23 protein-coding genes are annotated in these 23,069 nt (G+C 64.5%); 9 read left to right on the top strand and 14 right to left on the bottom strand.

The window, feature by feature from the left end:
* The first annotated feature begins 27 nt into the window (after positions 1-27).
* A complete protein-coding gene (locus QRM57_RS00250) occupies positions 28-408 on the top strand; it encodes a RidA family protein (protein WP_284985114.1) in 381 nt (126 codons plus the stop codon).
* Here QRM57_RS00250 and QRM57_RS00255 read toward each other — a convergent pair whose 3' ends face one another.
* The gene (locus tag QRM57_RS00255; protein WP_257370207.1) at positions 409-765 is read right to left on the bottom strand and encodes a hypothetical protein; all 357 of its coding nucleotides are present in this window, start codon (positions 763-765) and stop codon (positions 409-411) included.
* Between the two features lie 336 nt (positions 766-1,101).
* Between QRM57_RS00255 and srmL the strand changes: the two genes are divergently transcribed.
* A complete protein-coding gene (srmL, locus tag QRM57_RS00260; protein ID WP_284985115.1) occupies positions 1,102-2,136 on the top strand; it encodes a PheS-related mystery ligase SrmL in 1,035 nt (344 codons plus the stop codon).
* Positions 2,137-2,205: 69 nt separating this feature from the next.
* On the opposite strand, the gene QRM57_RS00265 is transcribed toward srmL, so the two are convergent.
* The gene (locus QRM57_RS00265) at positions 2,206-2,997 is read right to left on the bottom strand and encodes a TspO-related membrane protein (RefSeq protein ID WP_284985116.1); all 792 of its coding nucleotides are present in this window, start codon (positions 2,995-2,997) and stop codon (positions 2,206-2,208) included.
* A 111-nt stretch (positions 2,998-3,108) separates the two neighbouring features.
* On the opposite strand from QRM57_RS00265, the gene QRM57_RS00270 reads away from it, so the two are divergent.
* Positions 3,109-3,624, top strand: coding sequence for a MarR family winged helix-turn-helix transcriptional regulator (locus QRM57_RS00270; protein WP_257370204.1), 516 nt, complete (start codon positions 3,109-3,111; stop codon positions 3,622-3,624).
* Here QRM57_RS00270 and QRM57_RS00275 read toward each other — a convergent pair.
* Genes QRM57_RS00275 through idi form a run of 6 tightly spaced genes read right to left on the bottom strand, consistent with a single transcriptional unit; the run spans position 3,619 to position 9,382 of the window.
* Positions 3,619-4,848, bottom strand: coding sequence for a prenyltransferase (locus tag QRM57_RS00275; protein ID WP_284985117.1), 1,230 nt, complete (start codon positions 4,846-4,848; stop codon positions 3,619-3,621). The two genes, QRM57_RS00270 and QRM57_RS00275, sit on opposite strands and share 6 nt — an antisense overlap.
* Positions 4,845-5,195 carry a lycopene cyclase domain-containing protein gene (locus QRM57_RS00280; protein WP_284985118.1) on the bottom strand — a complete coding sequence of 117 codons (351 nt, stop codon included), beginning with the start codon at positions 5,193-5,195 and terminating at the stop codon, positions 4,845-4,847. Before QRM57_RS00280 ends, QRM57_RS00275 begins: the two co-directional genes overlap by 4 nt.
* Positions 5,195-6,847, bottom strand: coding sequence for a phytoene desaturase family protein (gene crtI / locus QRM57_RS00285; protein WP_284985119.1), 1,653 nt, complete (start codon positions 6,845-6,847; stop codon positions 5,195-5,197). The genes QRM57_RS00280 and crtI overlap by 1 nt, the downstream gene beginning before the upstream one ends.
* A complete protein-coding gene (locus QRM57_RS00290; RefSeq protein ID WP_284985120.1) occupies positions 6,844-7,749 on the bottom strand; it encodes a phytoene/squalene synthase family protein in 906 nt (301 codons plus the stop codon). The genes crtI and QRM57_RS00290 overlap by 4 nt, the downstream gene beginning before the upstream one ends.
* Entirely contained in the window at positions 7,746-8,831 is a 1,086-nt protein-coding gene (locus QRM57_RS00295; RefSeq protein ID WP_257370199.1) for a polyprenyl synthetase family protein, read from the bottom strand. Before QRM57_RS00295 ends, QRM57_RS00290 begins: the two co-directional genes overlap by 4 nt.
* Positions 8,828-9,382, bottom strand: a complete 555-nt coding sequence (gene idi / locus QRM57_RS00300; RefSeq protein WP_235520223.1) for an isopentenyl-diphosphate Delta-isomerase — start codon at positions 9,380-9,382, stop codon at positions 8,828-8,830. Before idi ends, QRM57_RS00295 begins: the two co-directional genes overlap by 4 nt.
* 95 nt (positions 9,383-9,477) lie before the next feature.
* Here idi and QRM57_RS00305 point away from each other — a divergent pair, with 95 nt between their 5' ends.
* From QRM57_RS00305 to QRM57_RS00320, 4 genes are all read left to right on the top strand, one after another.
* Positions 9,478-10,041: a MarR family winged helix-turn-helix transcriptional regulator gene (locus QRM57_RS00305; RefSeq protein WP_257370197.1), complete on the top strand. Its 564-nt coding sequence runs from the start codon at positions 9,478-9,480 to the stop codon at positions 10,039-10,041.
* Between the two features lie 125 nt (positions 10,042-10,166).
* Positions 10,167-11,273, top strand: coding sequence for an EAL domain-containing protein (locus QRM57_RS00310; RefSeq protein ID WP_284985121.1), 1,107 nt, complete (start codon positions 10,167-10,169; stop codon positions 11,271-11,273).
* A 112-nt stretch (positions 11,274-11,385) separates the two neighbouring features.
* Complete coding sequence (locus QRM57_RS00315; protein WP_235520220.1) at positions 11,386-12,690, top strand: glycosyltransferase 87 family protein; 1,305 nt, start codon at positions 11,386-11,388, stop codon at positions 12,688-12,690.
* Positions 12,691-12,715: 25 nt separating this feature from the next.
* The gene (locus QRM57_RS00320; RefSeq protein ID WP_502868613.1) at positions 12,716-13,969 is read left to right on the top strand and encodes a glycosyltransferase 87 family protein; all 1,254 of its coding nucleotides are present in this window, start codon (positions 12,716-12,718) and stop codon (positions 13,967-13,969) included.
* Here QRM57_RS00320 and mptB read toward each other — a convergent pair.
* The 6 genes from mptB to QRM57_RS00350 form a co-directional block, all read right to left on the bottom strand.
* Positions 13,966-15,573: a polyprenol phosphomannose-dependent alpha 1,6 mannosyltransferase MptB gene (mptB, locus tag QRM57_RS00325; RefSeq protein ID WP_284985123.1), complete on the bottom strand. Its 1,608-nt coding sequence runs from the start codon at positions 15,571-15,573 to the stop codon at positions 13,966-13,968. The two genes, QRM57_RS00320 and mptB, sit on opposite strands and share 4 nt — an antisense overlap.
* A 169-nt stretch (positions 15,574-15,742) precedes the next feature.
* Positions 15,743-16,639 (bottom strand): SGNH/GDSL hydrolase family protein, encoded by an 897-nt coding sequence (locus QRM57_RS00330; RefSeq protein WP_284985124.1) that lies wholly within the window; start codon positions 16,637-16,639, stop codon positions 15,743-15,745.
* Positions 16,640-16,693: 54 nt separating this feature from the next.
* Positions 16,694-17,413, bottom strand: coding sequence for a maleylpyruvate isomerase family mycothiol-dependent enzyme (locus QRM57_RS00335; RefSeq protein ID WP_284985125.1), 720 nt, complete (start codon positions 17,411-17,413; stop codon positions 16,694-16,696).
* Entirely contained in the window at positions 17,413-18,249 is an 837-nt protein-coding gene (locus QRM57_RS00340; protein WP_284985126.1) for a fumarylacetoacetate hydrolase family protein, read from the bottom strand. Before QRM57_RS00340 ends, QRM57_RS00335 begins: the two co-directional genes overlap by 1 nt.
* On the bottom strand, positions 18,250-19,386 hold the full coding sequence (locus QRM57_RS00345) for a cupin domain-containing protein (protein WP_284985127.1): 1,137 nt from the start codon (positions 19,384-19,386) through the stop codon (positions 18,250-18,252).
* Between the two features lie 188 nt (positions 19,387-19,574).
* Positions 19,575-20,396, bottom strand: a complete 822-nt coding sequence (locus QRM57_RS00350) for an IclR family transcriptional regulator (RefSeq protein WP_284985128.1) — start codon at positions 20,394-20,396, stop codon at positions 19,575-19,577.
* A 48-nt stretch (positions 20,397-20,444) separates the two neighbouring features.
* Between QRM57_RS00350 and QRM57_RS00355 the strand changes: the two genes are divergently transcribed.
* Both QRM57_RS00355 and QRM57_RS00360 read left to right on the top strand, forming a co-directional pair.
* Positions 20,445-21,743 (top strand): MFS transporter, encoded by a 1,299-nt coding sequence (locus QRM57_RS00355; protein ID WP_284985129.1) that lies wholly within the window; start codon positions 20,445-20,447, stop codon positions 21,741-21,743.
* On the top strand, positions 21,736-22,986 hold the full coding sequence (locus tag QRM57_RS00360) for an FAD-dependent oxidoreductase (RefSeq protein WP_284985130.1): 1,251 nt from the start codon (positions 21,736-21,738) through the stop codon (positions 22,984-22,986). The genes QRM57_RS00355 and QRM57_RS00360 overlap by 8 nt, the downstream gene beginning before the upstream one ends.
* Positions 22,987-23,069: the final 83 nt, after the last annotated feature.

Below are 23,069 nucleotides of genomic sequence, written 5' to 3' on the forward strand. Positions count from 1 at the left end.
AATTTCCATCGCAACGAAAGGCATTACATGTCCCGCCATCAAGTCGTCACCAGCCTCGCCCCCAGCCCGGCCGGTCCCTATTCCCAGGCCATCGTGGCCAACGGGTTCCTCTTCACCGCAGGCCAGACGCCCCACGATCCCGTGACCGATGAACGGGTTGGCATCACCATTGAGGAACAGACCATCCAGGCCATGACCAACCTCGGTGAAGTCCTGGGCGCGCACGGACTGGATTTCTCTCACGTGGTCAAAGCCACCGTCCACCTGCACCACCCCGGGCGTGACTTCGACGGCTTCAACAGCATCTACGAAAAATATGTTGTAGCCCCGTACCCCGCACGAACCACCGTGGGATCGTTCCTGGGCGACTTCCTGGTGGAGATCGATGTGGTTGCGGCTCTCCCGTAGTCAGTTGCTGCTGGCGCTTTCCTGCCCGGATTTTGCCAGTAAACGACGCCGTTCCAACTCGCAGTTGATCAGCTCCAGCAGCGCTTGGGCCGGCTCTGACAGATGGTGGGTGTCCGGGGAGCCCAGCTGATCGCAGTGCAAGAGGACGTGGCGGATCCGTTCCAATTCCCGTGATGGCACCAAAGGCCAGCGGTGGAACAGCTGCCGGACGGCTATCGCTCCAAGCAGGGCGTCGGGTTTGTTGGCCGCGCCATGCGTGCCATGGTTCGCGGCTGCTCTTCGTCGAGCAACGCTGGCCGCGGAAGGAGGGACACCGTGGGCCATGAGGATCTCGGCCTTCAGCGGATTGGGGGCCATGGGGACCTCCCTGTGTAGAGCAAGGTAAGCCGTCTGCGTGACTTGGAATTCAGCTTACAGAATGTGAGTTATGTCATGTCAATCGATTCGCGAGTAAACCGCCGTCGTGATTAATAGTCTCGACCCAAAGCGCAAAGGCGCCGTACACCCGCGCGGGTGTACGGCGCCTTTGCGTCTCCTGTATCCAGGGGTATAGTCGGCCCATGCTCTCCCTGCGTCGATTTACCTGCCCCCGACCGGCCTCCGGTCGCGAGGGCTGTTTGGCGCGCGCCTAGGTCCTGGCACGGAGTGAGTCGGGGGAGGAAACCCACTCATTCCAACCCTTAAGGACCAGCCATGCCCTCTTATCCCAGCCCCGACGAGCTTCACGACGCTCTGACAGTCCGTGACCTGTCCAACCCGGACCACGGTCCCCACGCAATGCAAACACTCCTTCGCGACGTGATGGACGCCCTCCATGCACTGTGGGGAGTGCCCGAACGGACGGTCCGGCACAGTCCTCTGGTGAGTGTCGCTGACAACTACGACCGCCTGGGTTTCAGCGAAATGGACGTCACCCGCGACCAAAAGTACTCCCGCTACGTCAGTCCTACAGTCATGCTGCGCAGCCACACCTCGGCTTCCATCCCGTCACTGTTGCGGAACGTGGTCCCTGGGGAGTCAATGGACGAACTGTGGGCTCTCCCGGGCCTGGTCTACCGACGTGATTCCATCGACCGGACGCACGTGGGGACGCCCCATCAGGTGGACTTGTGGCGGATCAGCTCACGGATATCGCTCGACGCAGGTCATTTGCAGGAAATGATCGGCGTCCTGGTGGCTGCCGTATTGCCTGGTGCTGAGTGGCGGGCGGTGCCTTCAGCACACCCCTATACGCAGGAGGGCTTGCAGATCGATGTCCTCATGGATGGCGAGTGGCTGGAGCTCGCGGAGTGTGGGCTCGTGGCTCCGCACCTGCTGGTGGACGCCGGACTGGACCCCGGGAAGTGGTCGGGCTTGGCGTTGGGGATGGGGCTGGATCGCGCATTGATGCTTCGCAAGGGAATCCCCGACATCAGGTTGCTGCGGTCCTCGGACGCCCGGATCCAGCAACAGATGACCAACCTCGATCCTTGGAAGCCGGTGTCCCAGATGCCACCCATCAGCCGGGACCTCTCGCTTGTGGTTGCAGCAGATATGGATGCTGAATTGCTCGGCGACAAGGTGCGGATGGCACTGGGCGACCGCGCTGAGGACTTGGAAAGCGTGGAGCTGCTCGCCCTCACGCCGGGCGAGTCCCTTCCTCCGGCTGCCCGGCAGCGCCTCCGCATTCTGGCCGGCCAGTCGAACGCCTTGGTTCGTGTGGTGATGCGTCCACTAGCGGAACCATGACGGACCCCCAGGCCAACAAGGTCCGGGATGACATCTACCTGGCCCTGCACGAAGGCCCGGTGAAGGAGCTCATCGCGGGATAGTCACCAGCCGGACCCGCACCGTGATCGCAGCACCGAGCACCAGGGCAGCAGCAACGGCTGCGGCAATCGCCGTCGGGAAGGACTCGGGTGCGTTGGAGCTGCGGCCGACCGTGATCCAAGCGAGGCCCCATGCGATGGCTGCCGCCAGGGCGAGGCGTCCGCGTCCCTTGATGGCCAACGCGATTCCGACGACGGCCACCACGGCCAGCACCGTGACGGACCAGATCTCGGGTCGCAGCCCCCAGCCCGCAAAGCCTGAGGCCTTGAGGGCCGCGGCGATGTTGGCGCAGACGGCCACGCTGGTCCAGCCCAGGTAGAGCCCCAGCGTTCCATCCACCACCACAGACTCAACCCATGAGCCGGCACGGCTTTGGCTGTAGCGCAGGAACGCCAGTACCAGGGTGGCCAGAAGGGCCAGGATCACCAGAACGCTGACCAGGAGCCAACCGGCCTGAACGGACAGGATCCACGCAGCGTTCAGGACCATGGAGGCGGCGACGATCCAACCAAGCGATCGCTGCCGCTCAGTTGAACGTTGGGAGGGCAGCCACTGCCACACGGTGAAAGCAACCAGCCCGGCGTACACCACGGACCAGATGGAGAAGGCCGGTGTCGCTGGAGCGAGGAGAGTGGAGTCGGCGGCCAAGGCACCGCCGGCGGCCTGCGCGATGGGGGTCCCGCCAAAAACTCCAACGCCGATCATTGACCCCACAATGCATATCACCAGGCTCGCGGTAACGGTCGTCTGCCGGGCCAGGTCTGAGCTTCGAGATGCCATGTTTCGAGCCTCTTTCCTTGGGAAATGTGCGGAGTCCTGCATTCGCGGGTCGGGTGACTTAGTATCAAAATGCTAGTGAAACAAGCTTTACGTTTATCAAAGGAACATCGGATGGACTCGGAAGGCCACGCACACGGCTACTGGTACGGGAAAGACCCGGGGCAGAAGGCCATTGCCGTTGACGTCCTGAACGCGCTGCGGGACTACCGTGCCTCCGAACAAGCGATGCGGCGACGGACCCGTTCGTCCATGGGGATGGGTGAGAAGGACCTGCTGGCCCTCCGGTATTTGTTCGAAGCCGAGGCTGCAGGCAAGTTGATGAAGCCCAAGGACCTTGGCGACAAACTCGGCATAACGTCCGCTTCCATGACCACGCTGATCGACCGTCTGGTGGAGTCCGGCCATATCCGCCGTGAGCCGCACCCCACCGACCGTCGGGCATTGATTTTGAAGGCAACCACCGGTTCAGACCAGGAAGTCCGGCATACCTTGGGCGGAATGCATCGTCGTATGCTCGACGCGGCATGCGCATTGAGCCCGGAAGAGTCGCAGATCGTGGTGAACTTTTTGCAGCACATGCGCGAAGCGCTGGACGCCATCGATGAAGAGGAACCGCCCCACTCATGAGGTGAGGCTCCACTGCAGAATGAAGATGAGCGTCACCAGGAATCCTGAACCGTAGTTGAGCCAGATGAACCGGCGCCACGCAACGTTGGTGCGTGCCGCCGTCGTATCCGTGACGTTCCAGTACGGGGCGCAGTTGATGATGTACGGGACGGCGATGATCGCCGCCAGCGGGCCGGGCCACGGCGTGGCCAGCATAGCGAGCCCGGCAACAAGCCACAGTACGACGGCGAGCCGCACCGTTCGGCGCGCACCGATGACTGTTGCTATGGAGCCGATGCCTGCCTGCCGGTCGGGCTCGATGTCCTGGACGGCGCCGAACGCGTGGGCGGCCATGCCCCATAGGAAGAACGCGGCCAGCAGGATCAGCAGCCCGGGCGTCACGTTTGCGCCGGCCAGCGCCAAACCCACGACGGCGGGACTGACGAAGTGCGTGCTGGAGGTCAGTGAGTCCAAGACAGGGCGTTCTTTGAAGCGGAGTCCGGCCACGGAATAGGCCACGACGGCGAAGGCGCTCACCGCCAGGCTGATCCACGCTGCAGGCCCTCCGGCGAAGGCCAGGATCAGCAGGAATGGCACGTTGGTGATCGCCGCCAGCCACAGCATGGGCCGGTGCAGGTGGGGCTGCAGGAGCGCGCCTTCTATCCCGCCTTTTCGCGGGTTTTTGAGGTCCGATTCGTAGTCGAAGACGTCGTTGATGCCGTACATGGCCAGGTTGTAGGGGATCAGGAAGTAGAAGGTGCCCACGATCAGGACCCAGTCGATCTCGCGGGTTGTCAGGAGCATGGCGGCTGCGAAAGGGTAGGCGGTGTTGATCCAGCTGACCGGTCGGGAGGCGAGCAGCGCTTGTGGGACGAGGCCTTTGAGGTTGGGTTGTGGGGCGCGGCTGCGACGACGCGTCAGCCACACCCACAAGCCGGGGAGTGCCACGACGCCGGCCAACGGGTAGGCGAAGTCCTCAATCGGGGCGAGGCCCACCCTGAGCCCCAAAATGTGCGCGGGATCGTAGTGGAAGAGTTCCAGGCCGATCATGACGGAGTCGAATACTGCCGTCAGCACGGCCAGCGCAGCGAAAGCGAGGCCCACGGCTTTCCAATGCCGTCCTCGCTCGCCGGGCCCGCCACCCTTCCCGGCGAACGCTGCCCGTGCGAAGGCTGCCCGTGCGAACGCTGCTCCGGCGATGACGGCGGCGGCGATGAAGAGGAGCGCGAGCACTAAGTAGGTCACGCGTTCTCCTTCTCCCTCTCGCCCTGCCGGGCGGGGATCCGTCCCAGAATGCGCCCGGCGCCTGTGTACAGGACCATCGTGCAGAGCACCAGGAAGAGGAGGAACACCGGCTCCTCTATGGGCAACTCCGGAGCGATCAGCAGGCCAGTGGCTATGGTGCCTTCACCGCGCAGGAAAATCCCCAGCCCGATGCCGGCCAGGTCCCAGGCGAGCAGGAACAAAACCCCGACGGCGGTCACTACGGCCGCCGCTGTGGCGTCCCGCCAAAAGAACAGCCGGAAACGGTGGTCGAGCAGGAGCATGCACCCGATGCCAAACAGTAACGAGCCTAAATAGAGGACACCCATCAGCCAATCCTGCTAGCTACTGGCCTCACAGCGGTAGGGCCCGGGCTATGGTCTCCGCGGATCCGCTTCAGCACCAGCTCGGCACTGATGAGGCACATGGGGACACCTACGCCCGGAGCAGTGGTGGCCCCTGCGTAGTAGAGGCCGCGGACCCGCTTGGAGGCATTCTGGGCCCGGAACATGGCGCTCTGGCGAAGCGTGTGGGCCGGTCCGAGCATGCCGCCGCGCCAGGAGTTGTAGTCCCGGGCGAAGTCGGCCGGACCGATGGTCTGGCGTACCACGATACGTTCACGGAGGTCGGGGACGCCGGCCCACTGGGCGATCTGGTCAATCGCTGCGTCCGCGGCCCGTTCTATCAGCGCATCGCCCGTGCCGTCCGGCCCCCCTGCCCCGAGCGTGGGATCGGCGGGGACGGGAACCAGGACAAACAGGTTCTCATGGCCTTGCGGGGCCACTCCGGGATCGGTGGCGCTGGGTTTGCAGACGTAGATCGACGCCGGATCCGGAATGCGGGTGTCCGCACCGAAGATCGAGGCGAAGTTTGCCTCCCAATCCCGGGTGAAGAACAAGGAGTGGTGCGGCATCTGCGGCAACGTGCCTTTGACACCCAGCATCACCAGGACGGCGCCCGGCCCGCTGGTGCGGCTTTGCCAATACTTGCTGTCGTAGCTTCGGTCCCGGACGCCAAGGAGTTGGGTTTCGGTGTGGTGCAGATCGGCACCGGAGACAACCTGGTCGGCAACGCTGTAGTGCTCGGCTCCTGACGCGTCGCGCCATTTCACGCCGGTCACTTCCCGGCTGTCCTTGCCGGTAAAGGGGGCCGGGAGCTTCACTCCGTCGAAGCGGCCCACCTTCTTGGTCCGGGTTGCTTCCCGCGTAGTGATCTTGAGTGCTTCGGCACCCGTATGGATCCGGACCCCGGCCTCGGTGGCCAAGGCTTCGAGGCGCTCCACCAGCTCCCGGAACCCGCCCATGGGGTATTGCACTCCGTCGCCAAGGTCCAGGGCGCTCATCAAGTGGTACATGGCGGGAGCGGCCGAAGGGCTGGTGCCGAGGAACACGGCAGGATAGCCCAGCACCTGCCGCAACACCGGGTGCTGGAACCGTTGGGAAACGTACTTGTCCAACGGCGTCAGGAGGAGCTGCGCCAGCCGGGGAAGGTTCCGGACGACCTCCGGGTGCAGCAACTCTGAGAGCTTGGTGAAGGGGTTGTACAGGAAAAAGCGTTCGGCCATGTCCGTGGTGTGCCGCGCCGAGTCAAGGTAGGCCGACAACTCCTTGGCACTTCCGGGCTCCACCCTTTCGAAGGTGTCCAGAACCTGTTCGCTGCCCAAGGGGACCGTGAGCGGTTCCGGCGTTACGCCGTCGTGGCCTGGTTCGCTGAAGACGCGGTACGCGGGGCTGAGCGTCCGCAGGTCGAGCTGTTCGGCGGCGCTGGTGCCCAGGAGCTTGAAGAAATGATCGAACACGCCGGGCATGAGGTACCAGGAGGGGCCGGTGTCGAAGCGGAATCCGTCCCGTTCCAGGCTGCCTGCCCGGCCACCTACGTGATCTTGCTGCTCAAGGAGCTGGACCTCGTGTCCCTCGTGGGCGAGAAGTGCGGCGGTGGCAAGCCCAGCGATGCCGCCGCCGATAACTACCGTGCGGGTCATCGGCGAAGCTCCATCCAGGTTGAGGCGATCGCACGGGCAGCGAGCCCGGCTTTGACGGTGTCCGGCACACGCACCCGTGAACGGTACAGCTCGTCCACTGTTGTGTGCTCGATCCTGTCAGTCAGGGCCGCAAACAGGGCCAGTGCGCTGCGGACAGCGGCCCGGGCGTCCCGTGGCAAAAGGGGAATGGCCGCGTTGGCGTCGGAGAGTTGGCCGCGGATGGTCCGGACCCATTCCATCCGGTCACGGTCCTCGAGATGCTCGGCAGTACCCAGATAGCTGCGGCCAAGACGTTCGGTGTCGTCGGCCAGGTCGCGGAGGAAGTTGATGTTCTGGAACGCAGCCCCCAACTGGCTGGCGCCATGGCACAGGGCTGAGCGGCCGTCGTCGTCGATGTCCTGCCCGCGCATGAACACCTGCAGGCACATCAACCCCACAACCTCAGCGGAACCGTGGACGTAACCCTGGTGGGCGTCGGCGTCGAACCGCAGCGGCACAGCAGGGGCGGCGGCGTGGCCGCCGAGGTCCGTGCGCATGGAGTCGAAGAAGGGGTTGATAAGGGTCGCGTCAATCCCGGCCGCGCGTGCTGTTTGGGCGAACGCGTGGATGATGAGGTCGCTGCTGTACCCGATCTTGATGGCGCGGTGGGTTTCATCGATGAAATGGTCCAGCGCGTCATTCTGCTCCTGGTAACTGAGTCCCGCCTCCGCGGTAACCCCGTCCACCAGCTCATCGGCGACCCGCACCAGGGCATAAATATTGCGGACATGTTGGCGGTGCCGGGAGCCCAGCAACCTGCAGGCAAGGCCAAAGGAAGTGGAGTAGGCGGCGATGACCTGGTTCGCGGCGCGTTCGGCGGTCCGTGTGAACTGGGTAAAGGAAGTGTCCATGGCGACGCTCATGATTGCCGTCCTTCCAGTTGGCCTGCAAGATCCAACAGAACGTCGCGGGCGCCCGGCGGAACCTGGGATTCGGGACTGCTCAGCAGGTGGTTGAAGGACCGCATTTGCTCGCTTATCAGGGATTGGACGAATTGCTCAGCTCCGCAGTCGGTCAGCTGCCTGCGGACATGGTGGGCGTCCGCGCCACTGAGCTCGGGGAGCCCGAAGAAGGGTTCGATGTCCGCCCAGCTGCTGGTGCTGCGGGCGTGGGCGATGATGGCCGTTTGCTTGCCTTCCCGCAGATCCGAAAAAGGATCCTTGCCGTGGCGGCGCGGATCCCCGAAAGTGGACAGGAGGTCGTCCTGCAGCTGGAAAGCCAATCCCAGGTGCTTGCCTGCCGTGGCGAGCGCAGTTTCCACGCCGAAGTCCGCCCCGGCAAGCGCCGCGGCGGCACGCAACGGCAGCTCGAAGGTGTAGGTGGCCGTCTTGTAGCCGCACATCACCAGGATGGTTTCAAGCTCCGGGGCCACGATGCCATCTCCCAGGCCCACATCAAGCTGCTCGCCTGCCACGGTCTCGTTGATGGTGTGTTCCAGCAGATCCAGCAGGCGAAGGCGCAGTTCGTGCTGCAGCTCGGCGCGGGCGAAGGCCTGGTGGGTGGCTGAGAGCAGCATGTCGCCCATGAGGATGCCACCGGTCTGGGCCCAGTGGAGGGCGCCATCGGGCCTGGGAAGCTCTCCCGCTTCGGCCAGGAGGGATCCGATCAGGTTGGGATGCCCGCGCCGGACCAGGTCGCCGTCGATCACGTCGTCGTGCAACAGGAACGCGTAGTGGAGGAGTTCGATGGCGGCAGCGATGCTGATGGCGGTTTCGCGCTGCCGCGGGTTCCCTTGTTGGAGGGCGTCATAGGTTTCCATGAGGAGGAGCGGCCTGACGAACTTGCCGCCCAGGACGTTCGCACCTGCCAGCGTCCAAAGGTGGGCGAAGTCCGGGCCGTAGGCTGTGGCGGCACTGGTCCGCTTGCCGATCAGGCCGGAAAGCTCATTCTCGATGGCGGTGCAGAGATCTGTTCGGCTGCGCACGGTTCCTGAGGTGATGGTCATGCCCCGGCACCTGCTGCAAGAGGGAGGGTCCGGGCCTCGAGAAGCTGCGGGAACTGCATGCCGAGCCAAGGGCTGAAGGCCGCGGGCGTGTGTTCCAGGGCTTCGCTGAGCAAGTCGGGCGATATCCAGGCCCAGTCGGCCACTTCGGCGGGATTGGGTTGGAGGGTGCCGCTGATCCGGGCGGTGTACACGGGGCAGATCTCGTTTTCCACGATCCCTGTAGGGTCGACCGCCCGATAGCGGAAGTGGGGGAGGGCGGGTTCGATCCGGTTGGCTTCCACGCCGAGTTCGAAGCGTGCGCGCCGCATGATGGCCTCCTCGAAGTCTTCGCCCGGTCCCGGGTGGCCGCAGAAACTGTTGGTCCACACGCTTGGCCAGGTCTTCTTCTCGGGCGAGCGCCGGGTGAGGAGGACTTCGCCTGCCTCGTTAAGCAAGTAGCAGGAGAACGCCAGGTGCAGGGGAGTGTCCTGGGTGTGCACTGAGGCTTTGGGGGCCTCTCCGATGGGGTTGCCGGCATCGTCAAGGAGGACGACCATCTCTGTCGCGTTCACTTCTCGCCTTCCCTCGGAACAACTCAACGAACAACATTGCTAGATAAGCTAGAAGAAAGGCTACCATGTAAGAAGTTGGGTGTAACATACTCAACATGTCCAAACCTGAAGAAATCGACGCCTCGGTTTCCTCGGGCATTTACAGCGTGGAATCCAACGATCCCCACCAGGAACTCGTGGACCGCTCCGGCCTCTCCGACTCCGATATCCAGCAGATCAACGAGCTCATGGCCGCCCTGGGGCGGTTGCGCGAGGCTGAGGAGCGGCTCTCCGACGCTTCCCGGATCTACATGGGGCTTAACCAGTCGGACATGCGCGCCCTGCACTACCTGATTGTCTGTGCCAACCATGGCGTTATTGCCACCCCCGGCGCAATAGCGGCGCACCTCCACATTTCGACGGCGTCAACCACCAAGCTGCTCGACCGGCTGGAACGTGCAGGCCACATCACCCGCCGCGCGCACCCCTCCGACCGCAGGGCGCTCGCCATTGGAATCACACCCGAAACGCACGACGCCGCCATGCGCACCGTGGGCCGCCAGCAAGCCAAACGCTTCCTCGCCGCAGCACGGCTCACCCCCGCCGAACGGGAGACTGTGATGCGGTTCCTGGACGAGATGGCCAAGGAGATTGAACCCGGCGAATTCTTGCCTGGTTAATGCCAGTAGGGCCTGTAGCAACGTCCCACGGTTCGTTCTGTTAGATTCGTGACAAGGCCCACATGTTGCGGGTCCGGCAGGTGTCTGGCATAGCCAGCGGGGGATTCACATAAAGGAATATTTCGATGGCTCAAGAAGAGGGCTCCAGCCCACCGGACCGCGGTGCCGATAGCTCGCGCCATGAAAGCTCTGGGGCCGCGCCGCAAAGCAGCGGTGCGACCATGCGCGAGCAGGTGCTGGACATTATCGCTTCCATCCTGGCCGACACTGATCCCGGCAGCGCAGAGGTCCGGAACAGGCTCCGCGAGTTGGTGGACGCCCATCCCGACAACCCCGCAGGCGCCCTCCTGGAACACCTGTTGGAGACAAGGAAAACACCGGCCTCGGGCACCAAGGTCCCTGTCCAACGTGAGCCGGCCAGCCTGCACATGGAATCCTCGGACATTGCACGGACCGTTTCCGTCCCCGTCAGCCACGAGATCCGCGAGAGCATCCAGGCGGTCCTCGCGGACAAGCTCCTGCTGACGGCATTCCAACCCGTCCATGCCCTGCCAACAGGCGAAGTGGTGGGCGTAGAAGCTCTGACCCGCTTCGTTGGCGAGGACGGTGCCGGCGCTGACGTTTGGTTCAGCGAGGCAGCGGCAGCAGGACTGGGTACCGAACTGGAGATCGCCGCGCTGCACTGCGCCCTGACCGCTGCGCACGAGGTCCCGGAGGACATGTCCGTGGCGCTGAACCTCACCCCGGCCACGTCGATCGACCCGCGGGTGCGTAACCTGCTGGCCGCAGCTGCCCTGGCGCCCGAGCGCATCATCGTTGAACTGACCGGCAGCCTGGAGGACGCCGGCGGGCACTCCGGTGCCAACGGACTGGGTCCCCTCCGGGCCTTGGGACTCCGGCTGGCGGTCAGCGCTTCGGGTGCTGCCCTGGTTTCCTTGGACAGGGTTGAGCAACTGCGCCCGGACATCATCAAACTCGACCGGCACCTCATCGAAGGCATCGAAGGCAGCGCAGGGCAGAAGATGCGCGCACGGGCCATTGTGGAGCTCGCAAGGGACCTCGGAGCCAGCGTCATCGCGGAAGGCATCGAAACCACGGCCGAACTTGAAGAAGTCACCGCGTTGAACGTCACCGCAGCCCAGGGATACCTGCTGGGGCGTCCTTCCGTGCATCCACTGGACTGGTCGACCTGGAGCATCCGTGCGCAGACCGAAGCGCAGCCCGCCGGCTGACTGCAAGGCTTTTGGGTGACTCGCGTAAAGTAGCACGCGGGGGTTTTGCCGGTCCCAAGAAAACTGGGGACTGCTCAAGCACGGACCCACCTAGCCAGGAAGTTCTACGTTGATGGACAGGTTTTTCAGTATTCTCGCGGATTTTCGCAGCAAAACGCTGCCGGGGAGGTTGCTGGAGCGTCTCAACACGCCGCGGGGCCTGCTGTGGGGCTTCGTAGTTGTCCACCTGGGCTTCCTGATCTTCGCTGCTCTGCTTTCCTTCCGCAACGAGGCGTTCAGCGACACCTTTATCTACCGTGAATGGGCCCTGGCCGGCTTCAACGAAAGCAACCTTTCAGGCGGACCAAGTCCTTGGGTGTACCCCATCCTGGCCCTTATCCCCATGGGCATCGCCGCCGCTGCGGGCTCCGGGCCTTTCTTCTTCCTCTGGGTCCTGATCACCACCGTCCTCAACGGGTGGGCGATGCTCAAGCTCACCGACCGTGGCCGCCGCGCAGAGGCCATCCCCGCCGGCTGGTGGTGGCTGTCCTTCGTGCTGCTCATGGGTTGGCTGGGCTTCGCACGCGTTGATGGGTTGACTGCCCCCATTGTCCTGGTCGCTTTGGTGTACGGCGTGGCGCGGCCATTCATTGCCTCGGTGCTGCTGAGCATTGGCACATGGGCCAAGGTATGGCCCGCTGCTGTGATGCTGGCGCTGTTCGCCGTGGTCAAGAACCGCTTGCTGGTTGTGTTGGCAGGAATTACGACGACGGCGGTTGTGGTGGCACTCGCCGCTACGGTCGGCGCCGTTCCCAAGCTGCTGAACTTCCTGACCCAGCAGGGTGACCGCGGAATGCAGCTCGAAGCCACCTTCACCACGCCCTGGCTCTGGTTGTCCGTGCTGGGCGTGGGCGACTCCCGGATGTACATGAACACCGACATCAACTCCATGCAGGTGGACGGGCCCGGAACGGCCTTCATGTCGGTGCTCATGCAGCCCCTCCTGCTGCTTGCCGCGGCCGCCGTGGCCGGACTGACCTTCTGGGCCCTGCACCAAGGAAAAGTCAGCGGTGGCGTTGACCGCACCGAACTCCTGCTCGCGGGCGCGTTGACCTTGGTAACCGCCTTCATTGTCTTCAACAAGGTGGGATCACCCCAGTTCATGGTGTGGCTTGCCCCCGCCGTGGCCGTCGGATTGGCCCACAACTGGAAGGCCTGGCGCGTCCCGGCCACCATGCTGATAGCCATCGCGGTGGCCACGTTCTTCATCTACCCGTTGTTCTACGATGCGCTGAGCCACAACAACCCACTGATGGCCATGGTGCTGACCATCCGCAACGTGCTCCTGGTGGTCCTCTTCTTCTGGTCCGCGCGCCGCCTGTATTCACTGGGCAGGAAGCCTTCAGTCGTTGCCGAACCAGCGGTCAAGGAGCTCTAAAATTTCTGCCACGTTCTTCGACCGGCTGGTCCGCGTCCGCAGCCGTGTCCTGCCTCCCGCGGTCGTCGCTTGGTTCGCCCGGCCCGGCAGCGTGTGGTGGGGCTTCGCCGTCGTGCATTTCTTCTTCCTGTGCTGGATGGCGTCCTTCTTCCTCAACGGCGACACGTTCAGCGATACCGAGCAGTACCGGCAATGGTCGCTGGAAGGCTACAACCCGGCGAACCCGGGCAAGATCAGTCCCTGGGTCTACCCGGTGCTGGCACAGATTCCCATCTTCCTTGCCGGAATAGCCGGCCCGGACCTGTACCTGCTGATGTGGTTCCTGATCATCACGGCGCTCAACGCCGTGGGTCTCTGGTACCTGACCAGGGGCCCGCGCAAGGTCAGCGGAATCGCGCCTGCCTGGTGGTGGCTGTTCTTCACGGTCTTCATGGGCTACCTCAGCTTTGCCCGCGTTGAGGGCATTACGGCCCCGATCGTGCTCATTGCGTTGCTGTGCGCTGCGCGGAGGCCGGTAGTTGCCGCGGTGCTGCTCAGTATCGCGACGTGGATCAAAGTCTGGCCCGCGGCGGTGCTCGCTCCAATGATCATTGCCAGCCGCTCGCGGCTGCAGATGGTCGCAGCGGGCGCGGCCGTCACCGCCGTCGTGGGTCTGGGAACCTACCTGACTGGCGGCTTCAAGCACATCCTGGACTTCCTGATCAACCAGGGTGAGCGCGGCATGCAGTTGGAAGCCACCTTCTCCACGCCCTGGGTGTGGCTCAGTGTCTTCAACGTCGCCGGCTCCAAAATGGCGGACAACACGGCCATCAACTCCACCGAGGTCTACGGGCCCGGGGCCGACGCAGCCGCTTTCCTGATGCAGCCGCTGCTGATTGTCGCAGCCCTTGCCGGGGCGATCCTCCTGATCCGCGCCCTCAGGCGCGGTGCAGAGCGCGAGGAGCTGTTCCTCGAAGGTGCGCTGATGATGACCACCGCGTTCATCGTTTTCAATAAGGTGGGCTCGCCGCAGTTCATCATCTGGCTGGCGCCGGTGATCGTGGCCGGCCTGACGCACGACTGGAACCGTTGGAAGGTGCCTGCCGCGTTGCTGATGGCCATCGCCATGACGACGTTCGTGATCTACCCGCTGTTCTACACGCCGCTCATTCACGCCCACCCGGTCATGGCCGCGGTCCTCACTATCAGGAACGTGCTGCTGGTTGTGCTGTTGTGGTGGTCCGTCCAGCGGACCGTGGAACTGGGACGGCGGAGCCAGGTCCGGCAGGTAACGCTCTAGCGGATGGTGGGTGGCCGGTGGAGCAGCCGCCGGTCGTTCTGGCCCACCCAGCGCGATAACCTGCCTTGGACCAGGAGCCTGCGCGTATGGATGTCCAGGAACACCAGGTAGAAGGCAAAGAGCAGCGCGATCGCGAAGGCCAGCGAGGAAAGGTCTACTGAGACCTCCACGAAGGACCACACGGACAGCTGGTCCTGCGCCCCGAAGACCACAAAGAAGGTCACCCCGACGTAGAGACTGCGCATCTGCCAGTCGTCCCTGATGCCCGTCACGGCCAGGAATGGTACGAACCAGAGGATGTACCAGGGCTGGATGATGGGTGACAGCAGCACCAAAGCCGCGAACGCCAGGGCCATGCGCCGCACCACCCGGGAGTGGTCTCCACGGAACATCAGCAGCAGGACCAGCCCCACGCCGCCCCATTTCATGACGGAGCGCAGGATGTCGGCCATGGCGTTGCCCGGGAGCCCCAGGGCGTTTCCAAGGAACTCGATTTGCTGGCCCAGGAACCCGGACGGTGAGTATCCCGTGAAACCGGGCGTGGGATCGGTGATGGCCCACACCCAGCCCATTCCGAGGCCGTGGGGAATGCCGCTGAGGAACAACACGCCGAAACTGATCCCCGCTGTTGCTGCCCAGATCCCGAATTTCCGGGGCCACGATGCTCCGGCGCCGGCCCACATCAGTCCGATGAAGGGGAGCAACAACACGGTGATCGGCTTGATGCCAATGGACGCAGTGACCAGCAGGATGCCGATCAGCGGGCGCTTGGTGGCGGCGAAGTACGTGCCGGCCACTGCCAGGCCCACCATGATGGCGTCGTTGTGTGCACTGGCCACGAAGCTTATGAGGAACAGGGGGTTGGCCACCGCGATCCACAGTGCCCGGGCGCCGTTGATGCCGTGGAGGGCAGCAAGCTTGGGTACGTACACCACGCAGAGCAGCACGCCGCCGGCAGCCAGGAGCCTGAACAGCAGGACGGACACATCCGGTTGGGCGCCCGTGATGGCGACAACCATGTGCTCCATCCACAGGAAGTACGGCCCATAGGGCGTCCTGGCTTCAGCCCACGCAGGATCGGAGCCCAGGGAGAACCAGTTGCTAAGAGTTGAGATGCCTACCGTGTAGGGATTCTGGCCCTCCATCATCAGGCGGCCCTGGCCTATGTAGGCATACACGTCGCGTGAGTAGACGGGCACAGCAAAGAGCAACGGCAGGGACCAGGCGGTGATGGCCCAAATAATGGGCCGCAGGGAGTTCCCCTCCCACGTACCCATCCGTTGGCCGAGCCTGAGCCAGGAGCGCACCAACAGCATGGCACCCACAGTCAGCAACACCGCAGAGGTGGTGACGCCCCATCCTTCTGTACGGAGGGCAATGACTATGGGATGCCGGATCATGGGGGATCCGTTGGCGATCCATCCAATACCGATCGACCCGGCAAACATGAACAGCGAACCAAGGAACCCCTGCCAGATGGCAGGGTACGCCACGGGCTTACCAGCAGCCGGGGACGGCTGGGGTTGAAGGGTATGGCTGACGGGAGGAACGTTTTTCACCGAAGAAGATCCGGGCTGGGGGTTGGGGGTACTGCCTGTCGTCATGACTGGTCGTTTTCCCCCACTCACGGTATGGCACTCCGAGGAAAGAGCGCGGTTGATGCCGAAGAGCTTGTACATGCGGCAAGTGAAATTTTAGCGTTGATCCTGTCGAAGCCACCACAGGCGCGGCAAAGGGTGATGGAATGCATACCCTGCGGTTTCCCGCCCACGTTTACTGGCGGTCCTCCCGCGCGGTGAGGTTGCGGGGATCGGTGCCCACAAAGGACCCCGGTGGCATGGCAGCGCCGAAAACCGGACCGGGTTGGGGCCGCTTGGGGTGTCGGCCTTGGGCGGGATTCCTTTGCCTGAGGCGGCGCAGCACCCACGGAACCAAGTATTCCCGCGCCCAGACGGCGTCGTCCGCCCGCGCTTCGCGCCAACTGCGTTCCGGGAGGGGCTTCGGCGCCAGGGGTTCCAGGGAGTGCGGGACGTTGAGGGCATCCAGGACCATGATGGCGATGGTGTGTTGGCCCAGCGGGGAGAAATGCAGGCGGTCCGGGTCCCACATTTGGGGATTGATGAGTTGGCGGAGGGCCCATAGGTCTGCGATCACGGCATCATGCCTGGCTGCGACAACGCGGATATTTTCGTTGAAGATGGCCACCTTCCCGCGGGTGCGCCCCAGCACGGGCGTGGCGCCCCAGTCCGGGCCCGTGAACAGCAGGATGGACGCTCCTGTGGTGGCCAGTGCTTCCACCCCCGCGTCCAGCTCAAGGGCCAGCGAATCGGGATCTGTCCGGTGGAAGAGCAGGTCGTTGCCGCCGGCGTTGAGGGTGATCAGGTCTGGCCGGAGGGCCAGCGCCGGTCCCACCTGTTCGTCCAGGATCTGGCGGAGCAGCTTTCCACTGACTGCCAGGTTCGCGTAGGCGAAGTCCGGATGTCCGTTGCTGAGCTCCTCCGCTACCCGGTCCGCCCAGCCCCGCAAGCCCCCGGGGCTGCGCGGCTCCGGATCTCCTACTCCCTCGGTGAACGAGTCGCCCAAAGCCACGTAGCGGCTCCACGGGTGCAGGCGGGGCACCCTGCCGTTGGAGCCTCCCTCCACCGGGCCGTTCGGGCTGGTGGCGTTCATCTCCCCATAGTGCGCTGAATTATCGGGTTTTTGTACAGTACGTGTTCAAAACTCTCAGATCCAAGGGGGTGGGACGGGTTTCGTGCTGTCCCTGCTGCGGCCGGCGGCCCACTCGACGACGGCGGGCAGCGGCCCGGTGACGATCGTCGGGTTCGTGGCACTGGTGTCGCCGAACGCCTGGCCGGTTTCGTCCACCGTGATGAGGAGTCCAGTATCGGTACCGCGGGTTTTCCAAGCGCCGGTGATGTCTTTGAGGAGCCGTTCCAGAACAGGGATGGGGATGTCGTCGAACGCGGCGCCGTTGTCGAGGTCCACGGCATGCATCCACACTTCCCGGGTCCGCATCCACACGGTTTCAGAGGCAGGCACGGTACGTCCCTGGGCGGTGCGGACCTCGTTGGCCCAATTCTCGTCCGGGAGGTCGCGCCATTCGACGGACAAGTGCACGGCGGAATGGTCGAAGAGGTTCCGCAATGCAATCGGCGACAGCGTAGAGCCGAAATCGATCTCGTGATTCCGCGCCTCAGGGGAGGGATACATGGGTGTTTCGACGCCGGTCGCTGCCCATTCGACGAGTCGGGCAATGGCTCGGGCGTTGTACCCGACGTGGGCCACGACGTGGCGGCGGGTCCAGTGCGGAAGGCGGGTCCCGCCGTCGAGCTCTGCGTCGGAAAGTTCGTTGAGTTTGCGGGCAAAGAACGCGGTGCCCCGCCGCGCCTGCAGGAGTTCTTCCTGCAGGCGTGGGTCGGTGGCGAGGTCGTGGCGCGCGACCATCAGGCTTCCTTGACCACGCGGTTGCTCAGCTGGCCCAGGCCCTCGATGGTGGTGACCAAAATTTGGCCCTCCTGCAGGTACTTCTTAGGGTCCTGCGCGTGTCCGACGCCGCCTGGGGTGCCGGTGGCGATGACGTCGCCCGGGTTCAGGGTGATGATGGTGGAGATGTAGGAGACCAGGAATTCGGGTGTGAACACGAGGTCGCCGGTGGGGGTGGACTGTTGGATTTCTCCGTCCACTGCAGAGGTCATGAGCGGTCCGGCGCTGAACTCGTCCTTCGTGACCAGGGCAGGCCCGAAGGGTGTTGAGTTCTCCCAGGTCTTGCCCTGGAGCCACTGGATGGTGCGGAACTGGTAGTCGCGCATGCTGACGTCGTTCAGGACCGCGTAACCGGCGATGTGCTCCGCTGCCTCGGATTCGGGGATGCGGCGGCCCTTCTTGCCGATGATGACGGCGAGTTCGGCTTCCCAATCCACGGTGTCCGATTCCTGCGGCAGGGCGAGGTCGTCGTTCGGGCCGATCAGCGATTCGGTGTACTTCGCGAACAGGGTGGGGTGCTCGGGGATGTCCCGGCCCATTTCCTTGATGTGGTTGCGGTAGTTGTGGCCAACACAGATGATCTTCCCCGGTGAGGGCACGACGGCGGCGAGGTCGGCGCCGTCGAGAGCGTGCGTTGCGCCGTTGGCTGCCTTCGCCGTGGTTTCCCAGGCGGGATCGGCCAGGAGTGCCCCGACGTCGGCAAACCCGTCGATTTCAGTGAGGGTGTCGCCGTCCTGGCGGACGGCGACGGTGCCTTTGCCGGTGGCGGTTTCGGTGCGGAGAGTGAGCAGTCTCATTTACTTGCGTCCTTCGGTGTAGCTGCGGTTGAAGTTCAGTCGTTCGAAGATGGGGGCGTCGCTGAAACGAAAAAGATCAAAGCCGGGCTGATCGGCGTCCGCCGTCAGGGACCATTCCTGCCAGGACGGGACCACGAACAGGTCGCCCTTGGCCAGGGCCTTGGTTTCACCGTTGAGGATGGCGGTGCCGGTGCCTTCGAAGACCTGCCAGACACTGGAGCCGACCTCGCGGAGCGGTTCGGTGGAGGCGCCGGCGCGGAGGCGGTGGAACTCGGCCCGGATGGTTGGCATGACATCCCCGCCGGTGGTGGGGTTCGAGTACCGGATCGCGGCATGGCCCTGGGACACGGTGGCCGGATGGCCCTCGTCCTCGAGGAGGAGCTGCTCACGGAGGGCCGCGTCGGTGTGTTCCCACCGGTATGCCGCGATGGGGGAGTTGGTGGTGTCCTGCAATCCGGACAGGGGCCGGAGGCCGGGGTGGGCCCAAAGCCTTTCCGAGCGGGAGATGTCCGGGGTTGCTTCATCGGTGACGCGTTCGGTGCCGAACTCGAAGAACCCGGCGTCGGCGTAGTGCACGAACGGAATGTCCAAACCGTCGATCCACGCCATCGGCTGGTCGGTGTCGTTGTGGTGGCCGTGGAAATTCCAGCCCGGTGTGAGCAGGAAATCTCCGCGGCGCATCGCCACGGGGTCCCCGTTGACCACAGTCCAGACGCCCTCGCCCTCCACCACGAAACGGAAGGCGTTCTGCGAGTGCCGGTGTTCAGGGGCTACCTCGTGCGGGCCCAAGTACTGGATCGCGGCCCACAACGTGGGGGTCGCATACGGGGTACCAGCGAGGCCGGGGTTCGCGAGGGCTATGGCCCGCCGCTCGCCACCCCTGCCCACCGGAACCAGGTCGCCGGCCCGGGCGGCCAGCGGGTACAGGTCATCCCAGCGCCAGACATGCGGCACAGCCTTCGGGGTGGGGACCATCGGCATCAGGTCACCGATCTCCGTCCACAAAGGCACCATGTTCCCGGCAGCGAAATCCTTGTACAACTGCTCCAACTGGGCAGCCTCCTCCGGAGTGGGCTCCTGCAGGGCGTGGCTGGCGGCCACGGATTCGTGGGTCGTGTTCTCGGCGCTGATGGACACGTAGGCCTCCTCGATAGGTCCGAACAGTTCTTGGCGTAGTTCGACCCTACGGACGGCGGTACCGGGGTCCGAGAAAATTCTGCTGTACAGAACTAGTTCCTGCGTTGTGGGGCCTACTCTGCGTGGTTTGGGGCGTGTTTGGGGCGCAGAGTGGGCCTCGCAACGCAGGGTGAAGGCCGTGGCTCTGCTTAGTCCTCGTCCGCAGGGTTGGCGGCGATGTCGATTTCGAGTTGCCGGCACGTCTCACGCAGGGCGGCGACCAGGCCGGCGTCGAACACTTTGCGGAACCGGGTGGCAGGCGTGGCGACGCTCAGTGCCCCGACCACCTGGCCGTGCCGGTTGTGAAGGGCCATGCCGAGCGCGCTCACGCCTTCTTCGGTTCCCTCGAAATTAGCGGCGAAACCGTTGCTGCGGATCGTCTCGAGTTCCCGGATGAAGGCAGGGTAGCTGTCGTCCGGAATGGTGTCGCCGCCAATTCCGGCGTTCTGGCTGCGGAACAGCTGGTCGATCATGGGCGGCTCCAGTTCGGCCAGCATGACTTTGCCGCCGGACGTTTTGTCTGCAGGCATGACCGTGCCTTGGCGGTCACCAATGCGCAGGACGTTGCTGCCCTCAACCGTTGCGAGGAAGCGGACCTTGGTGCCTACCCGAACCATCAGGTTGACCGTTTCGTCCAGCCGTGACGAGAGGAGTTCCATGTGCGGCAGTGCCAGGTCCCGCAAAGGCCTGGTCCAGCCCAGCCCAGCGGGGCCCACGCCCATCGCTGGCCCCGGGACGTACCGCCGGTTTTCATCCTGGACCGCGAACCCGCGGTAAACCAGCATGGCAAGCAGCCGGTGGGCGGTGGACGGGGCAACGCCCAACTCGGCGGCGGCGTCCTTGAGCCTGAGTGCGCCACCATCGCGAAGCAGCTGGAGGAGCTGCAGGGCGTTGTCCACTGCCTCGATGGAATAGGTGGGCCTTTTCTGCAAAGGCTTCCGAGTGGAGGATCGTGGTGGATTATTCTGCACAACAGAATTGTATGGTGCAGATTCTGTGGACGGCAGGACAGTGGTGGGATGAATCACACACTTCCCGCTGCAGCGTCGCATGGGCCAACCTCCGGAGCCGTCACCGCTGACGCTCCCGGCGCAGCGCCACGCTTTTCCAAAGGCTCAGCGCTGGCCGTCCTTGTTTGCTGGCTGCTGGTGGTCTTCGACGGTTACGACCTCATCGTCTACGGCACCGTCCAGTCATCCCTGATTTCCGAAACAGGCTGGGGCCTGACCAAGGCGACCGCCGGGACCATCGGTTCCATGGCATTCCTCGGCATGATGATCGGCGCCATCTTCGCCGGAAGAATGGCCGACTCGTGGGGCAGGCGAAAAACCATCATCGGTTGTGCGATTGTCTTCTCGGTCTTCACCATCCTGTGTGCCCTTGCCCCCAACGCGGCCGTTTTCGGCATTCTTCGCCTCCTCGCCGGCATAGGACTAGGCGGGCTTGTCCCCTCCGCCAACGCGCTGGTGGCCGAGTTGGTCCCCACCAAATGGCGGTCCACCATCGCCACGCTCATGATGTCCGGGGTGCCGATCGGTGGCTCCATCGCAGCACTGGTGGGCATCCCGTTGATTCCCGCTTTCGGCTGGCAAGCCATGTTCCTCGTGGCAGCACTGGCCTTGGTGATCGTGGTGCCGCTGGGCCTCAAGTTCATCCCGGAGACCCTGGCACCGGGGAAGGGCGCAAGCACTGACGCCAACAAGAAGGCAGGGTTCGGTTCCCTCCTCCGTGCGCCTTACCTCGGTGTCAGCCTGCTGTTCGCCTTAGCCACCATCGCAACCCTGTTCGCCTGGTACGGCCTCGGTACCTGGTTGCCTAACCTGATGCAGTTGGCCGGTTACAACCTCGGGTCCGCCCTGACGTTCGCCTTGGCCCTGAACCTGGGCGCCGTGGCCGGCTCGGTCCTTACCGCCTGGGCGGGCACCCGTTTCGGCCCGATTCCGACGGCGATAGCGGCCGCCGCCGTCGCCGCCGTCGGGCTTGCCGCCCTCCTGGCCAGCCCGCCCGTGACGGTGGTGTACCTTGCGCTGGTGCTTGCCGGCGTCGGGACCCATGGCACGCAGTGCCTCATCATCGCAGCCGTGGCGAGCCACTACCCCGACCATCTGCGGGGAACCGCGCTCGGCTGGGCGCTGGGCACGGGCCGCATCGGTGCCGTCGTGGCGCCGCAGGTGGGTGGGCTGCTGCTCGCCGCCGGGCTGGGCGTCAACTCAAACTTCCTCGCGTTCGCCGGTGCCGCCGCTGTCGCAGCGGTCCTGTTGGCCGCCGTCGGACTCAACATCAAGAACAAGATCTCCCAAGGAGCAAGCAATGCCTGAGTACACCCCGTCCACCGATGTCCTGGTTGTGGGAGGAGGAATGGCCGGCCTGGCCGGTGCCCTGGCCCTCCGCGAGAACGGCGCCAACGTAACGCTCGTGGAGCGTGCCCCCGAATTCGGCGAGGTTGGCGCTGGCTTGCAGATGGCCCCGAACGCCTCCCGCGTCCTGAAGCGCTGGGGTTTGCTGGAGAAGGCCCTGGAGATCGGCGTCCAGCCGAAGCACCTGGTGTTCCGCGACGCCGTCACCGGTGAAGAGCTGACCCGACAGTCGTTGCGCGGGGAATTCGAGGAACGCTACGGCGCCCCCTACGTGGTCATCCACCGCAGCGACCTGCACCGCGTACTCCTCGAAGGATGTGAAGCGGCAGGCGTGAAGCTGGTCAACGACGTCATGGTGGACAGCGTGGAAACCGTGAATGGCCGCGGAGTAGTGCACACTGCAGGCGGCGTGGACTATGAAGCGGACGTGGTGATTGGCGCTGACGGCCTGAAGTCCACGCTGCGTACCCTGGTTGCCTCCGATGAACCCGTTTCCTCGGCCTACGTCGCATACCGCGGTACGGTTCCCATTACCGCGGAGACCCCCGCCACCGACCTTGAGGACGTGGTGGTCTATCTCGGACCGGACTGCCACCTGGTGCAGTACCCCCTACGTAAGGGCGAACTGCTGAACACTGTGGCTGTCTTCAAATCCCCCTCCTTTGAGCGCGGTGAAGAACAGTACGGGGGAGTGGACGAGCTCCAGGCCGCCTACAAGGACTGTGTCCCCGCCGTCCAGGCCGCCCTCGCGAACCTCGGCACCAGCATCCGGTGGCCCATGTACGATCGCGACCCCATCGAAAACTGGGTTGCCGGCCGCATGGTCCTCATGGGCGACGCCGCCCACCCGATGCTCCAGTACCTCGCCCAGGGCGCATGCCAGGCACTCGAAGACGCCGCCGTGCTGCAGGACGTCAGCGCCGGCACCGTCTTCACCGCCGACGGCGCCAACCCGTCCGCGTGGGACGACGCCATTGCCGAATTCAACAAGGTCCGGGCCGCCCGCACCGCCCGGGTCCAGCGCACGGCCCGCGTCTGGGGTGAGTCCTGGCACGTCTCCGGACTGGGGCGGACGCTCCGAAACCTGCTGTTCAAGAGCCGCAAGGACAACGACTTCCAGTACAACGACTGGCTGTACGGCCAGGCCGGCGAGGGACTGCCGGCAGCGGAAGCCCCGAAGGTAGCCAGCCACCTTCCCGCCTGAGGCTGAACGCGCAAGCCGCCTGCCGTCGTCGTGCTTTTACTCAAGCACGACGACGGTGGGCGGCTTTTGTTTTCCCTGCAGTT

It is taken from the genome of Arthrobacter sp. fls2-241-R2A-172 (assembly GCF_030208885.1).
In the GTDB taxonomy this organism is placed as follows: domain Bacteria; phylum Actinomycetota; class Actinomycetes; order Actinomycetales; family Micrococcaceae; genus Arthrobacter.